Source organism: Bacillus sp. AFS037270 (assembly GCF_002585305.1).
Genome location: NZ_NUNF01000002.1, coordinates 116574 through 131259, shown reverse-complemented (window position 1 = coordinate 131259; position 14686 = coordinate 116574). Strand labels below are relative to the sequence as shown.

14 protein-coding genes are annotated in these 14686 nt (G+C 38.6%); 11 read left to right on the top strand and 3 right to left on the bottom strand.

Translation table 11 applies throughout. The features are described 5' to 3' along the window. Positions 1-54 precede the first annotated feature (54 nt). The 7 genes from COD92_RS01010 to COD92_RS00980 all read left to right on the top strand — a co-directional run bounded on the left by COD92_RS01010 (position 55) and on the right by COD92_RS00980 (position 7609). Complete coding sequence (locus tag COD92_RS01010; RefSeq protein ID WP_098530756.1) at positions 55-1617, top strand: sugar ABC transporter ATP-binding protein; 1563 nt, start codon at positions 55-57, stop codon at positions 1615-1617. Beyond that, a complete protein-coding gene (locus COD92_RS01005; RefSeq protein ID WP_098530755.1) occupies positions 1614-2591 on the top strand; it encodes an ABC transporter permease in 978 nt (325 codons plus the stop codon). The genes COD92_RS01010 and COD92_RS01005 overlap by 4 nt, the downstream gene beginning before the upstream one ends. A gap of 76 nt (positions 2592-2667) precedes the next feature. Then, complete coding sequence (locus COD92_RS01000) at positions 2668-3630, top strand: carbohydrate kinase family protein (protein WP_098530754.1); 963 nt, start codon at positions 2668-2670, stop codon at positions 3628-3630. A 141-nt stretch (positions 3631-3771) separates the two neighbouring features. Next, a complete protein-coding gene (locus COD92_RS00995; RefSeq protein WP_098530753.1) occupies positions 3772-4338 on the top strand; it encodes a DUF4256 domain-containing protein in 567 nt (188 codons plus the stop codon). A gap of 412 nt (positions 4339-4750) precedes the next feature. Next, the gene (locus COD92_RS00990) at positions 4751-5959 is read left to right on the top strand and encodes a macrolide family glycosyltransferase (RefSeq protein WP_098531168.1); all 1209 of its coding nucleotides are present in this window, start codon (positions 4751-4753) and stop codon (positions 5957-5959) included. 429 nt (positions 5960-6388) lie between these two features. Next, positions 6389-6883, top strand: a complete 495-nt coding sequence (locus COD92_RS00985) for a YehS family protein (RefSeq protein WP_098531167.1) — start codon at positions 6389-6391, stop codon at positions 6881-6883. An 18-nt stretch (positions 6884-6901) separates the two neighbouring features. Next, positions 6902-7609 carry a M48 family metallopeptidase gene (locus tag COD92_RS00980; protein WP_098531166.1) on the top strand — a complete coding sequence of 236 codons (708 nt, stop codon included), beginning with the start codon at positions 6902-6904 and terminating at the stop codon, positions 7607-7609. A gap of 127 nt (positions 7610-7736) precedes the next feature. Here COD92_RS00980 and COD92_RS00975 read toward each other — a convergent pair whose 3' ends face one another. After that, complete coding sequence (locus COD92_RS00975) at positions 7737-8357, bottom strand: GntR family transcriptional regulator (RefSeq protein WP_098531165.1); 621 nt, start codon at positions 8355-8357, stop codon at positions 7737-7739. A 264-nt stretch (positions 8358-8621) separates the two neighbouring features. On the opposite strand from COD92_RS00975, the gene garR reads away from it, so the two are divergent. From garR to COD92_RS00955, 4 genes are all read left to right on the top strand, one after another. Beyond that, positions 8622-9515 carry a 2-hydroxy-3-oxopropionate reductase gene (garR, locus tag COD92_RS00970; RefSeq protein WP_098531164.1) on the top strand — a complete coding sequence of 298 codons (894 nt, stop codon included), beginning with the start codon at positions 8622-8624 and terminating at the stop codon, positions 9513-9515. Positions 9516-9518: 3 nt separating this feature from the next. Then, on the top strand, positions 9519-10955 hold the full coding sequence (locus COD92_RS00965; protein ID WP_098531163.1) for a four-carbon acid sugar kinase family protein: 1437 nt from the start codon (positions 9519-9521) through the stop codon (positions 10953-10955). A gap of 70 nt (positions 10956-11025) precedes the next feature. Then, positions 11026-12348: a gluconate:H+ symporter gene (locus COD92_RS00960; RefSeq protein ID WP_098531162.1), complete on the top strand. Its 1323-nt coding sequence runs from the start codon at positions 11026-11028 to the stop codon at positions 12346-12348. 379 nt (positions 12349-12727) lie between these two features. Further along, positions 12728-13171 (top strand): magnetosome magnetite crystal formation protein family, encoded by a 444-nt coding sequence (locus tag COD92_RS00955; RefSeq protein WP_098531161.1) that lies wholly within the window; start codon positions 12728-12730, stop codon positions 13169-13171. 81 nt (positions 13172-13252) lie between these two features. Here COD92_RS00955 and dltD read toward each other — a convergent pair whose 3' ends face one another. Both dltD and dltC read right to left on the bottom strand, forming a co-directional pair. Next, a complete protein-coding gene (gene dltD, locus COD92_RS00950; RefSeq protein ID WP_098531160.1) occupies positions 13253-14452 on the bottom strand; it encodes a D-alanyl-lipoteichoic acid biosynthesis protein DltD in 1200 nt (399 codons plus the stop codon). Then, positions 14449-14685: a D-alanine--poly(phosphoribitol) ligase subunit 2 gene (gene dltC, locus COD92_RS00945; protein ID WP_098531159.1), complete on the bottom strand. Its 237-nt coding sequence runs from the start codon at positions 14683-14685 to the stop codon at positions 14449-14451. Before dltC ends, dltD begins: the two co-directional genes overlap by 4 nt. Position 14686 lies beyond the last annotated feature (1 nt).

The following is a 14686-nucleotide window of genomic DNA, read 5'->3' as shown; positions in this document are numbered from 1 at the left end:
ATATTTATATCCTAGTAAAATAGGGCTTAAAAAGAGACTTAGGGAGTGGCACTAATGGCAGTATTTCAGGTTCAAGAACAAATAAATCGTAGTCTACCAGAGAGTCAGTTACCCATCCTTAGGATGAAGGCGGTTACGAAGAAATTTTCCGGTGTCAAGGTGTTGCAAAACGTTAATATCGAACTCTATAAAGGGGAAGTTCATGCCTTGATGGGGGAGAATGGTGCAGGAAAATCCACTTTAATGAAGATCATGGCTGGAGTGTATCAGCCTGATGGAGGAACGATTGAATATAAAAGTCAAGAAGTACATTGGAATAATCCAATGGAGGCAAGAAATAAAGGGATTAGTGTTATTCACCAAGAAATAAGCCTTTCACCTAATTTGTCCATTGGTGAGAATATTATGATGGGGACAGCATTTAAGAAAAATAGGCTGGGCCTAATAAATTGGAATAATATTTATGAAAATGCTGCCCAAGTTTTAAAGTCCATAGGATCTTCCCTAGATCCTCGAGCGGATGTTTCCACCTTAAGTGTGGCCCAACAACAAATGGTAGAAATTGCTCGAGCTTTATCACTTAATTCTGAGATTTTAATTATGGATGAACCGACGGCATCTCTGACAGATAAAGAAATAGAAAAGCTTTTTGGCATCATTGAAGAATTAAGAAGAAAAGGCGTAGCTATTGTTTATATTTCTCATCGAATGGATGAGATTTTTAAAATTTCAAATCGCTTTACAGTGCTTAGAGACGGTCATTGGGTTACAAGTGGACCAATTTCGGATACAAATCCCGAGAATCTAGTAAAACTTATGGTAGGAAGAGAGTTAAATGAGCTATTTGTAAGAGACAGAATCGAAAGCATTGTTAGGTCTGAACAAAAACCAGTCCTTGAGTTAAAAAATGTTTCTGACAAGAAGATTGTAAAGGGGATATCGCTGAAAATCTACCCTGGTGAAATTGTGGGCTTAGCAGGACTTGTCGGTGCGGGACGGACTGAGCTGGTAAGAACAATCTTTGGACTATCCGAACTGTCAGAGGGTCAAATAATTTTGGATGGCCAGCAGGTTCATATAAAAAGTCCTATTGACGCAATAAAACTTGGCATTGCTCATGTTCCTGAAAGCAGGAAGGAACAGGGGTTATTACCAAATTTATCTGTAAAAGAAAATATACTGATGGCACAATTGCCAACCTATCGTAAATTTAAACTATTGCAGTATAAGCAAATGAATCGTGATGCGGATCGATACATCAAAGAACTTGGAGTAAGAACGGCATCAAAGGAACAAAATGTTATGGGCCTTAGCGGGGGAAATCAACAAAAGGTTGTTATTGCTAAATGGTTATCTATTAGTCCTAAAATACTGCTGCTTGACGAACCGACCCGTGGTGTAGACATAGGTGCAAAGACTGAGATTCATAAAATCATAAGTAAATTAGCAGAACAAGGGCTTGCTGTATTGATGATTTCTTCTGAATTACCAGAAGTATTAGGAGTTAGTGATCGGATTTTAGTGATTCATGAGGGGAAACTAAGAGCTGAACTATCTCGTGATGAAGCTACACAAGAAAAAATTATGTACTATGCTACAGGAGAGGTTAAACAATGAATACAAACTTACAAATGTCAAGTCCATCCGTAGTTTCATTCAAGGCACGGTCAAAACAGATTTTTAATCAGCTGGGCATGGTAATAATTCTTGCCTTATTAATCATAGTTATGATTATTTTTGCACCGAATTTCACAGACTCAAGTAATATCTTAAACGTACTAAAGCAGAGTTCAATCACTGCCATTCTGGCAGCTGGGATGACTGTAGTTATATTAACAGGAGGAATTGATTTATCGGTAGGCTCAACCCTTGCATTGAGCGGTGTTATATCTGTATTACTATCAAATGCCGGAATTCCTCCAGTTATCGCTATGTTAGTAGGAGTTGCTGTAGGATATGTTGCTGGGGCTATTAATGGATTTTTAACAGCTGTACCTAAATTGCCTGCCTTTATCGTGACGCTTGGAAGTATGACCTATCTGAGGGGATTGGCTTATGTTATAACCGGCGGATATCCTGTAGTATTGGCATCAAAGCAGTTCAAGTTCATTGGAGCAGGTGAAATTCTGGGGATTCCTACTCCAATTTATGTGATGGCAATTGTTTATATCATCATGTTAATCGTTTTAAAGTATACGATGTTCGGGCGCCATGTTTATGCTATTGGCGGTAATGAAGAAGCTGCACATCTTACAGGGATTAAAGTTAATCGCACCCTGATTAATGTATATTCCATCAGTGGCTTACTCGCCGGTGTTAGTGGCGTTGTGATGGCAGGACGTTTGTTCTCAGGGCAGCCAATGGTAGGAATAGCATTTGAGCTAGATGCGATAGCAGCTGTCGTACTAGGTGGTACTAGTTTTGTAGGGGGACGTGGCCGTATACAAGGAACTATCATTGGGGTTTTGATTGTGGCTGTGTTAACGAATGGAATGACTTTGCTTAACGTGGATTATTACTGGCAACAAGTTGTAAAAGGGATAGTTATTGTTATTGCCGTGCTTCTTGATAGATTACGAAGCAGAACTTAAATAGTTCCAATTCAAATAAAAAGCCAGAAGAGTAGTCTTCTGGCTTAATATATTCTAAAATTTAGGAGAGGTTCAAATGTATGATGTAACAGCTCTTGGAGAGTTATTAATTGATTTAACTCCTTATAACTCTTCTCAGCCTGGCAAAGTTGTCTTTGAAAGAAATCCTGGTGGTGCCCCGGCCAATGTATTAGCGGGCTTAACCAAATTAGGCAAGAAGACTTGTTTTATTGGTAAGGTAGGAGATGATCAATTTGGACATTATTTAAAGCAAGTTCTATTAGATACAAACATATGCTGCGAGGGATTATCCTTTACCCAAAAAGCAAATACTACTCTGGCATTTGTTCATTTAGATGAATATGGTGACCGTTCATTCAGCTTTTATCGAAATCCCGGTGCGGATACCAAGTTAACAGAGGATGACATTAATGAAAATATCGTAGCTCAAACCAAAATTTTCCATTTTGGATCTCTTTCCCTCACTAATGAACCAGCTGCCACTACCACTCTAAAGACAGTCCAATTAGCAAAAGAACAAGGGAAAGTTGTTTCCTATGATCCTAATTTAAGGGCTTTGCTTTGGAATAATCTAGAGCATGCAAAGAAAATGATTAAAGAGGGATTGAAATATGCAAACATCGTAAAGCTTTCGGAGGAAGAGTTGGAATTCATTACTGGAAAGGCAGATTTAGAAAAAGGAACAAGACAACTCGTTGAACAGTATAACACAGAACTTATATTTGTCACTTTAGGAGCAGAAGGCTGTTTTTATCGAAAAGGGGAGAACATAGGGAAATTTAAATCCTTCAAAGTGATTCCAGTTGATACAACAGGTGCGGGAGATGGCTTCTTTAGTGGCGTTTTGTATAAATACTTAGAAAAAAATAAACCTATTGCTGATTTAAACATCGATGATATGGAGGAAATTACTATATTTGGAAATGCGGTTGGGGCAATTGTCACAACAAGGAAAGGTGCAATATTAAGCATGCCTTGCATGGAAGAAGTTAAGAAACTAATGGATAAACAAAATTAGTAACTGTTTTACATGCTACCTTTTATCCAACTCTTTGATTGAAAAGAAGGCGCTGAGTCTAGTATATTAATGATATTAAAAGATGAAGGAAGCAATTTTAAAAAAACTAGTTCTAAACATAATAGATGATGAGGTTTTAGTATGACAAATGAAAAAAAGCAGTTGTCACCAGAACAACATGAAGAAATACTCAGAACATTGAAGGCTCGTTTTGAAAAAAACATGAACCGCCATAAAGGACTAGAATGGGCTAAAGTACAAGCAAGTCTAGAATCTAATACTGAAAAACTGTGGTCGCTTAATGAAATGGAAAGAACTGGCGGTGAGCCGGATGTTATTGTTCATGATAAAGAGGCGGGCGAATACATTTTTTATGATTGTTCATCGGAAAGTCCTAAAGGCCGCAGAAGTGTTTGTTACGACTGTGAAGCGCTCGAGTCAAGGAAACAACACAAACCACAAAACAACGCTATAGATATGGCTGCTGACATGGGAATTGAGATTTTATCGGAAGAGCAATACCGGGAGCTGCAGAAACATGGAAATTTTGATACTAAAACATCTAGCTGGGTGAAAACACCTGCTAATATTAGAAAACTCGGTGGGGCCATCTTTTGTGATCGTCGCTACGACACTGTCTTTGTGTACCACAATGGAGCAGAATCCTACTATGCTGCCAGGGGTTTCCGTGGCTCGCTAAGGGTCTAAATTATGGTGTGAAACGCTTTCCGGTGAAGGGAGTAGGTGGCTTATACCCCAAGGGATAGATATCGCACGCCCGAGTGTGTATCACAACTGATTTTAAGAAAGGCAACTGACCCATTTGGGTGTTGCCTTTCTTCGTCGTTTAGGAAATTATAAAATTTTCGCTTGTGGATAACTGCTAATAAAAGGACTGTCAACGTCCATCTCCAGCGCCTAGCCCTCGAGGTTATAAGCCACTCAGGGAATGAAGGCAAAGAACGCCTTCTTTCCCTGAGCGTCTTATGCTTGTCGGGGCTGTTCAAGGCGCTTGCGCTTTTGTTCTTTCCTGTAACGGATTATCATGGCAATGGCATGGGGGAGTGACTCCTTACTCCATACACAAACTAGAAAACATTATAGCTAAGGAGTGATGAAAATGGCACGTGTTTTATTTATTAATGCCGGTTCAGAAGGACATATCAATCCAACTATTGGAGTTGTACAAGAGCTTATTTCCCGCGGCGAAGAGGTAGTGTACTTTACAATAGAAGCTTTTCGAGAGCGAATTGAGAAGACCGGAGCCACTGTACGAACGTTGGACGGTCAAAAATTTATAACAGCCTTTATCTCGGGTGGAAGAAATTATTTACTTGAAAGAATTAACGGTCTTTTACTTACGGCAGATATTGTCATACCTAGCGTGCTTGAACAGATTGAAGGAGAACATTTTGATTACATCATTCATGATTCCATGTTTGGTTGTGGACGTTTACTTGCCCAAATCCTTAAGCTTCCGGCAATCAATTCTTGTACTTCCTTTGCACAGACAAAGGAATCATTCAATAAAATGTTGGAAAAGCTTTCTAAAAACATTCCGACAGAAGTGGTTAAAGAAATAAACGATGAATATCAAAGCCTGACGGCAATGGTGAAGGAAAAATATGAGGTCGAGATCGCTTCTCCTTATGAAGTTTTTTGCAATCCTGCACCACTTACAATCGTTTATACAACTAGGGAGTTTCAACCTTTTGGAGAAGCATTCGACCAAACTTACAAATTTATCGGTCCATCCATCTCTTCACGATTAAAGCAGGAAAACTTTGACCTTGCGGCTATCAAAGGAAAAAGTCCGATTTATATTTCACTGGGTACTGTCTTTAACCAGGCCATTGATTTTTATAAGCTTTGTTTTAGGGCATTTGGGAACACTGATCATACCGTTGTCATGTCGATTGGGGAAAAAGCTCAAATATCTGATTTAGGGGAGATCCCAAAGAACTTCATTGTAAAAAATTATGTTCCACAAACTGAGGTACTGAAGTACACTAAATTATTTATCACACATGGTGGAATGAACAGTACCCATGAAGGTCTCTATTACGGGGTTCCGCTCATTGTAATCCCACAAAGCGCAGATCAGCCGATCATTGCCGGGCAAGTTGCCAATATGGGTGCCGGTATTAAATTACAAATGCAAGGCTTGACTGCAAATCAACTACGTGAAGCCACAGATCATGTGTTAAACAGCCCATCTATTCATAAGGCTGTTTCAAATATCAGGGAATCGTTTCAAAAATCGGGTGGATATCACCATGCTATTGATGAGATTTTTGAATTTAAAAGTAAATATGATATCCAAATATAAAAATTCACAACTGCTATAATGGTGGCTTTTTCTTAGTGGTTACGGTAATTCCTTTTTTAATTTAAGTTGGATATTTAATGATACAGAATGAAAAACTAAATGAACATGTCCATTTTGATTTTCTAGTTATTTAGGTCTATTTCCTAATTGGTGATGTCTTAACAGGCATCATCCTTTTTATTTAAGAGTTATCAAGGTATTATAAGGAATAAATCATACAAAATAATGTTATTAAACCTAACGACATTCGTTTTTTTATGGGTTAGGTGAATTTTTTAATATTAGAATGAGATATCGTGAAAGTACTAAAGCTTTATAAAAACGAGTCTAACTCACCAGCCCCCATGTGTTGCACATACACCCCACACAATTTTGAGGCTGTTGCAAAGTTTGAATTAAAAAAATGAGGAAAAATTGGGAGGTCCATCGATGGACAATAATGATATATTAATTCGGTTGCGATATGCGCTGGAAATAAAAAATAAAGAAATGGCAGAGATTTTTAAACTTGGCGGTGTGGAAGTAACCGTACCGGAAGTAATACAAATCCTGACAAAATCAGATGACGATTATGAAGATGACTATCAAATAAAGTGTAATAACAGTATGTTCGATTCATTTTTAAATGGATTTATTATTTTTAAAAGAGGCATACAAGAGCCAAAACCGGGACAGTCTACTACACCGGAGCCGGTTTCACCAAAAAGCGCTAACGTTAATAATCTCCTGTTAAAGAAAGTAAAAATTGCCCTATCATTAACGACCGAGGATATGTTGGAAATATTCGAATTGGCTGGAATCAGGGTATCAAAAGGAGAACTCAGTGCTTTGTTAAGAAAAGAAGGGCATAAGAATTATAAAGAATGCGGAGATAAATTTGCTCGTAATTTCTTAAAAGGGCTAGCGATTAAATACAGGGGATAATGCACCAAAGGTGATAAGATGATACATACGTACAGAGGTAAGACTATTCGTTTTGAAATAAAGTACAAAAACCGGACCTCCATAGGAATGACAATCGATAGCTATGGAAATCTAGAAGTCCAGGCTCCGAAAGGGACTTCTGATGAGAGAGTGCTTCAGTTATTAGAGCAAAACTGGGAGCATATTCAGCAAAAGTTAAATGAGATGCAGGATAGGCTTCATGGACCCCAGAAAAAGCACTATGAGCCTGGTGAGAGTTTTCTCTATTTAGGAAACACTTATCCTATACAATTTTGTGAAAACAAAAATATTAAGCAGGACTATGTGGTGTTTGAAGGAGAAACGTTACACATCTATGTGAAGCAGCTAGAGGATGAGATCATAAAACAAGCTCTAAAGCGCTTCTATTATCAGCAGTGTAAAGCACTAGTTGAGAAGAGTATCAGCTCCTATCAAAGCCACTTTAAAACAAAACCACGTTCTATACGGATCACGGATAGCAAAACTACATGGGGAACCTGTGATTCAAGACAGCAGTTAACATTTAATTGGAGGCTGGCAATGGCACCACGTGAAGTCGTTGACTATGTAGTCGTTCATGAAATGTGCCATATGGTCCATCTGAATCACGACCGCTCTTTTTGGCGGCTTGTTGGAAAAATAATGCCCGATTATAAGGAAAAGGAAAACTGGCTGGCATTATCAAATTGGAAAATGACTGTATAAAAGTAATTTTCTTGTTAAGTTTTCACCAGCACTCCAATATCAAATAAAGCATCTGCATTATGCAGGTGCTTTTTAACATAAAAACACATCTCCCCAAATTCCAGAAAGATGTGTCATTTGTTTCAACCTAATTACCAATAAGATGCAGACAAAAGTCTAAATCGGCCTGTAAATGACTTTTCATTAGCATTTCGGCTTTTTCACCGTCTCTTGCCTTAATGGCTTCATAGATTTCTTCGTGTTCATCAATGAGATGGGGACGGTTGTAAAATACAACGGTTTTACGGAAAAGATAAATCGTAGATTGCATCCGGTCAATAATATCAATCATAACTGGATTATTGCTGGCGTTAACAATAATTTCATGAAAGCGTTCATTAGCACGCATGATCTCTTCGACTGTACCTTTCCTTCCAATCTCAACACAGTTATATAGAGATTCCAGTTCGTCTTCCTTCAGATAGGATGCTGCACATTTTGCTGAAAAGCCCTCCAATAGAATGCGGACTTGAAACATATTTCTCAAATCCTTTTCGGTCGGCTTAACCACCCTCTTATTCACAATAAGCCCTTCTTGTTCTAATTTACGAATGGACTCACGTATAGGGGTTCTGCTCACACCTAATTCAGCAGCAACCTTTTCTTCAACGATCTTGGTCCCTCCGGGAAGCTCTCCATTTAAAATCTTATCACGAATAATTTCATAGGATTGATGGAAAGCAGGACGAGAACGATCACTTCCTAACAAAGATTTCACCTCAAATATGATTTCACTAATTAAAATTATCTTACCAAATTTAAAGACAAAAAAATACCAAATTCATCTTATATCCATAATCTAGTATACACTAAATAAAATTTTGTATACAAAAATAAATAAAATTGTATACAAAATAAAAAAGTTAGTATACAATGACAAATGTAATCACTAATTGAAAGCGGTTGCGATGGTTCGGAGAGACGCAATTAGCTTATTGTATATTAAATGAAAAGAAATCAAGGAGGAATAAAGATGGAACGAAAAGTTGGCTTTATTGGACTTGGAATCATGGGAAAACCTATGTCATTAAACCTTATGAAGGCAGGGCACACACTGACTGTTTTTGATCTTAATCAAGAGGCGGTAAATAGTTTAGTAGAGGCTGGAGCGGCTGCAGCAGCATCACCTAAAGAAGTGGCAGAAAAAAGTGATGTCATTATTACCATGCTGCCAGCTTCTCAACACGTGAAACAAGTTGTTACAGGTGAAAATGGCATTTTAGAAGGAGCAAAAGATGGTTCCGTCATCATTGATATGAGTTCTATTACTCCTGAAGTATCAAGAGAACTTGCAGATGAAGCGGCAAAAAAAGGTGTAGGAATGCTTGATGCACCTGTTAGCGGCGGGGAACCAAAAGCCATTGACGGTACGTTAGCCATCATGGTTGGCGGTAAGGAAGATGTTTTTGAAAGCGTTCAATCTGTTCTTTACGGCATGGGAAAGGATGTAACCTTAGTAGGTGATAATGGCTGTGGTGTAACGGCAAAACTTGCTAATCAGATTATTGTAAACCTTAACATTGCAGCTATGTCTGAGGCACTTGTGTTAGCAGCAAAGGCAGGTATTAATGTTGAAAAAATGTACCAGGCCATCAGAAGTGGACTTGCTGGAAGTGCAGTGCTCGATGCAAAGGTACCAATGATTTTAGACCGAAACTTTGTTGCAGGCGGAAGCATTGCTATTAATATGAAAGACATAACCAATGTAATGGATACAGCCCATGAAATCGGTGTTCCATTACCGCTATCAAGTCAATTATTAGAGATTTTCCATGCGTTAAAGGTGGATGGAAAAATAAAAGACGATCATGGCAGCATTGTTAGATATTATGAAAAACTTGCAAATGTTGAAGTAAAGAGGGTTTAAAACATGAATGAGACAAAGAGCGTATCCGTAGAAATTCTTGAAACTCTTCCTGAAGTAAACCGTGCGCAAGTTGATCATTTGCTTGCGGAAGCACTAAAGACTTTGAATAAAAAAATTATTGTCCTGGATGATGACCCAACAGGTGTACAAACAGTCCATGACATTTCGGTTTTTACAGATTGGTCGCTAGAAAGCATTGAACAGGGATTTAATGAAGAACAGTCCATGTTCTTTATCTTGACCAATTCAAGAGGGTTTACAGCAGAAGAAACTGAGAAGGCCCACCGTGAAATGGCGGAAAATATTCTAACGGCGGCTTCGAAATTAAACCGGGAATTCATGATTATCAGCCGTGGAGATTCAACTTTAAGAGGCCACTATCCTTTAGAAACAAACGTTTTAAAGGAAACGATTGAGACTGCTTCTGATTTTAAAATTGATGGCGAAGTAATCCTGCCTTTCTTCAAAGAGGGAGGGCGCCTTACCATCAATAACATTCACTATGTTCAGTACGGTGAGGAGCTTGTACCTGCCGGCGAAACAGAATTTGCCAAGGATCGCACCTTTGGGTACACAAAATCTGATTTAGGCGAATGGATTGAAGAGAAGTCTAATGGAGAATTTACTGCTGAAAATACATTATATATTTCACTTGAAGAGCTGCGTACTATGCAGATTGGAAAAATAACTGAACAGCTTCTTCAAGTGGACAATTTTAATAAAGTAGTAGTTAATGCTGTTGATGAGGCGGATGTAAAAATCTTTACCATTGCTTTAGTACAGGCTATCAACGGCGGCAAGAACTTCTTATTTAGGAGTGCAGCCGCTCTTCCAAAGGTTATCGGAGGAGTGAGCAATAAACCGCTGCTTACTAGAGCAGAATTAGTGGGAGAAGAAACAGGGAATGGCGGATTAATTATTATTGGTTCCCATGTGAAAAAAACGACCGAACAGCTAGAAGAGCTTAAAAAGTTAAGTGCCATTGAATTTATTGAGTTTAATAGCCATTTAGTTTTACAGCCTGAAGCATTTCAGAAAGAATGTGACCGAGTAATTGAAACAACTGAAGCTCTTATTAGTTCCGGTAAAACCGTTGCTGTTTATACTAGCAGAGAGCGTCTTGACCTTGGGGAAGGCAAAAAGGAAGAAGAATTAAAACTCTCCGTTTCGATTTCAGATGCGGTCACAAGTATCGTCACTAGATTACAAGTTAGACCGAACTTTCTTATTGCAAAAGGCGGGATTACCTCAAGTGATGTTGGGACAAAAGGCTTGAAGGTGAAGAGAGCAACAGTCGCTGGTCAGATTCGCCCTGGTATCCCGGTGTGGAGAACAGGGGCTGAAAGCAAGTATCCTGGTATGGCTTATGTCATTTTCCCAGGGAACGTAGGATCCAAAACCGATTTAAAAGAGGTTGCTGAAATATTAAGCGGTCGATAGATTTTATTTTAAAAGGGTGCCAATAAGCATAGGATTGGCATCCCCTTAAACAAAGGAGAAGATGGAGAAAATGCCAATAGTATATATCTGCATAGGGGTAGCATTATTACTATTATTGATGGTGGTCTTTAAGTTAAACGCATTCATCTCGTTGATTGTAGTCGGATTGCTCGTAGGTATAATGGAAGGAATGTCACCAGTCGAAGCGATGACATCTATTACAACCGGTTTGGGCGGCACCTTGGGAAATCTAGCTTTAGTAATTGTATTTGGGGGTATGATTGGGAAACTGATGGCTGATTCCGGGGGTGCCCAGCGAATCTCTGTTACTTTAATCCGTGCATTTGGCAAGAAGCGAGTGCAGTTAGCAGCTGTTCTTACTGCATTTGTTGTTGGAATCGCTTTATTTTTTGAAACAGGCGTTGTTGTTTTAATCCCATTAGTATTCACGATTGCCGCAGAAGCGGGTGTTCCCATCCTATACATTGGAATGCCGGTTATCGCAGCGTTAATTACTATGCACGGCTTTGTGCCGCCGCATCCAGGGCCAACAGCGGTTGCGGGCATCTATCAAGCAAACCTTGGTAAGACATTATTATATGGGATTATCATCGCTATTCCAGCTGTTATTATTAGCGGACCATTATATACGAAGTTATTTAAAAAGGAAGATTTAGAAGTAGAGATTCCAAAAGGTCTCTTTACACCTAAACACTTTAAAGAAGAGGAAATGCCTGGATTTGGTATTAGTATGTTTACTGCTCTTATTCCAGTTATTCTTATTGCCTTCCAGGCTATTGTAGAAATTGTAGCACCAAAATCAGGTCTTTTACCTGCTGCTCAATTTTTAGGTAATCCTGGTGTTGCGTTGTTAATTTCTGTAATCGTTGCCATTTTCACATTTGGTCTTAACCGCGGTAGAAAAATGCCGGAACTGATGAATTCACTTACAGCATCGATTAGTAGTATTGCAGTAATTTTATTGATTATCGGCGGCGGCGGTGCATTCAAACAAGTATTGATTGATAGCCATGTAGATAAATACGTTGCCCATCTAATGGAAGGATCATCGATTTCTCCATTAATCCTAGCATGGTTAATTGCCGCAATATTACGTGTCGTTTTAGGCTCTGCTACTGTCGCAGGTATGACTGCTGCTGGGATTGCGGCACCACTGGTTGCAGCAACACATGTAAGTCCAGAGCTTATGGTTTTAGCTACTGGTGCGGGAAGTATGACGTTCTCCCACGTAAATGATGCTGGCTTTTGGATTTACAAAGAATTCTTTAATCTTTCGATTGGTAAAACCATTAAAACATGGTCTGTTATGGTTACGATTGCGTCTCTTGTCGGGCTGGCAGGGGTGTTAATCATCAATCTATTTATTAAGTAATCAATTGAAATTATCCATAAAAAAAACTTGAAGAGTAACCTATTACCTTTCTCCTTAGGAGGAAGGAATGGTTACTTTTTTTTATCTACCTGCCCCATCTTTTTTATAAGACTAATGTTCTAAAAAAAGATTTTCTGTTTGGATGCGGACTGGCATAAATAAATACTTAGAACTATATAATGAAGGGATTTAAAAATCAGTAAAGGAGAGAGCAAATATAAAAAGCTGCCGCGGACTAATTAAGTAAATGGACTCATTATTATTTTTTAAAATAGGCTCTGTTAAAACGACATTGTTGTTTTTTTATATTCTGTTGATTGGAGCGGAAATTAACAGCCAATTATAACAGAGCCTAAAAATAAAAAGAGAGGTGCTTTTTATGATCTGTAAACAATGTGGAAATCAGGTGGCGGTTAACGCTAAATATTGTGGCAGTTGTGGAAGCGCAATATCCTCAGAAGGTTTAGAACGTTCTTCAGTAGATGACGCTGGAATCGTTAAAGAGGACCAAGATAATAAGATCATTTTTGTTCTCTCCTATTTAGGTATATTATGTTTTTTGCCTCTTTTAGTCTGTCCTAACTCGAAAACCGGCCGTTTCCATGCAAATCAAGGGCTCGTCTTATTATTAGCAGGAATAGGCGGGGAAATTGTCCTGTCTATATTATCAGCAATTTTGTGGAGACTATGGTGGTTAATGTCATTAATTAATACTGCATTTGGTATTGCTTTAGTAGTCTTTATGATTATTGGGATGGTAAATGCGAGTAAGGGCGAGAAAAAGCCGCTTCCTATAATCGGAAATATGAAAATACTAAAATGAATGAAATTAGAAGCATCCTTAAAAAAGAAAGAAGGCAACCCTCACTAGTTGCCTTCTTTCTTTTAAATTATCAGTTATACCTTAAAGATTCACCATAACAACCTTTTTTTCGTTCCCCTCATAAAATTGCTTAATGGCCTGGTCTGTGTAAACCCAGCCCTTCCAGCCAATGTGAATAGTATCCTTCATGAAATATGGATCATATTCGTGGGCTGAGAAATCGGCAACTTGGAACCCTTCAGCCGCTATTTGCTGTTTAATCCGTTCATAATAAGCAGTACGTCCTTGTTTAGGAAACCCAGTATAATCATAATAATGCCCATTGACCGGGACAGAGATAAACAGAGGCTTTGCTCCGGATTGTTTTAATACATCTAGGACAAGCTGGAAGTCTCCGTATTCTTTCGACTTTCCATAGGAACGATTAATGTCTTTATTTTTAAAAGACGGCAAGAAACCTTTAATTTTATTATATTGTGAGTTTACGATATAAAAATGATTGTTCGTTGCCCGCTTGGCACCAAATTGATCCGCTTCCTGCGCTAACTCGTTCCACGATTTATTTCTGACTTTCGGGGTAAGGTCCCGATGACGAGAAAAACCGCCGGCCAATGAGTAATATAAATCTTTTTTCTCTAGCAAGTGCCGATAGACAACAGCAACAGGGCGAAGAACACTGGCTTCCCGCTTTGTCCATGGATCATTCGTGATCTCAGCTTTGTAGAGAGTAGAGAGAATAGGATCGTTTTTAACAGATGAATAGGTTAAGAGGCGCTTAATGGCCTTTTTCTTCACCTCTGAATCAATTTGGTTATTAAAAGCAAAATCATATCCTTGCAGGGAAGAATAATTAGGTACAAAATGCGATTCATCTGCTCCTAGTGGATTAAACCATTGTGGAGACAACACAAACACGATTTTCTTATCCTTTAGCTGATTAATATGTTCGGAAAAATTTAAAAAATGAATCAGTGATTCGGTTCCGCCACGGCCTACTAGGAAAGGTGTGAAGTCTTCATGGACCTCTTGAAAATAGTTAGACGGATGAAAACGATCCAGCCTAGCCAGTTCTGATGAACCATAGATAGGCAAATATCGGCTATCCGTAAGCATTTTTTGCTGTATATACTTCCCTTGAAACATGAAAGGATTTAATTCAGTTGCTGCTTGGCTGATTCGGTTTTTCGGAATCAGGCTCTCAATCCACCGATCTGGAATGATCACAAGGATAGATAAAACAAAGAAAGCTAGAAAAAGCGGTATAAATACAGGCTTTCTCATTTAAAATCAGCCAACTGATTGGCGATATTATTCGGAGTGTTCCAAGTATCCCGGTCAAATTCAGTAATTGGGACAGTAATGCCAAAGCGCTCTTCTACTAAAACTAGTAACTCCACTGTTCCGAATGAGTCTAATAATGAGGAATCAAATAAATTAATATCCGGATTTTCCTTTACTACCTCGTCTTGACAAATTTCTGCTATTAACTCAATTACTTGTTCTTTAAATTCCATC

Excerpts from the sequence above, each read along its gene's own strand:
- COD92_RS01000 (WP_098530754.1), top strand. The coding sequence starts at position 2,668 with ATGTATGATGTAACAGCTCTTGGAGAGTTATTAATTGATTTAACTCCT.
- COD92_RS00995 (WP_098530753.1), top strand. The coding sequence starts at position 3,772 with ATGACAAATGAAAAAAAGCAGTTGTCACCAGAACAACATGAAGAAATA.
- COD92_RS01005 (WP_098530755.1), top strand. The coding sequence starts at position 1,614 with ATGAATACAAACTTACAAATGTCAAGTCCATCCGTAGTTTCATTCAAG.
- COD92_RS00990 (WP_098531168.1), top strand. The coding sequence starts at position 4,751 with ATGGCACGTGTTTTATTTATTAATGCCGGTTCAGAAGGACATATCAAT.
- COD92_RS00960 (WP_098531162.1), top strand. The coding sequence starts at position 11,026 with ATGCCAATAGTATATATCTGCATAGGGGTAGCATTATTACTATTATTG.
- COD92_RS00955 (WP_098531161.1), top strand. The coding sequence starts at position 12,728 with ATGATCTGTAAACAATGTGGAAATCAGGTGGCGGTTAACGCTAAATAT.
- dltC (WP_098531159.1), bottom strand. The coding sequence starts at position 14,685 with ATGGAATTTAAAGAACAAGTAATTGAGTTAATAGCAGAAATTTGTCAA.
- COD92_RS00965 (WP_098531163.1), top strand. The coding sequence starts at position 9,519 with ATGAATGAGACAAAGAGCGTATCCGTAGAAATTCTTGAAACTCTTCCT.
- COD92_RS00985 (WP_098531167.1), top strand. The coding sequence starts at position 6,389 with ATGGACAATAATGATATATTAATTCGGTTGCGATATGCGCTGGAAATA.
- garR (WP_098531164.1), top strand. The coding sequence starts at position 8,622 with ATGGAACGAAAAGTTGGCTTTATTGGACTTGGAATCATGGGAAAACCT.
- COD92_RS01010 (WP_098530756.1), top strand. The coding sequence starts at position 55 with ATGGCAGTATTTCAGGTTCAAGAACAAATAAATCGTAGTCTACCAGAG.
- COD92_RS00980 (WP_098531166.1), top strand. The coding sequence starts at position 6,902 with ATGATACATACGTACAGAGGTAAGACTATTCGTTTTGAAATAAAGTAC.
- dltD (WP_098531160.1), bottom strand. The coding sequence starts at position 14,452 with ATGAGAAAGCCTGTATTTATACCGCTTTTTCTAGCTTTCTTTGTTTTA.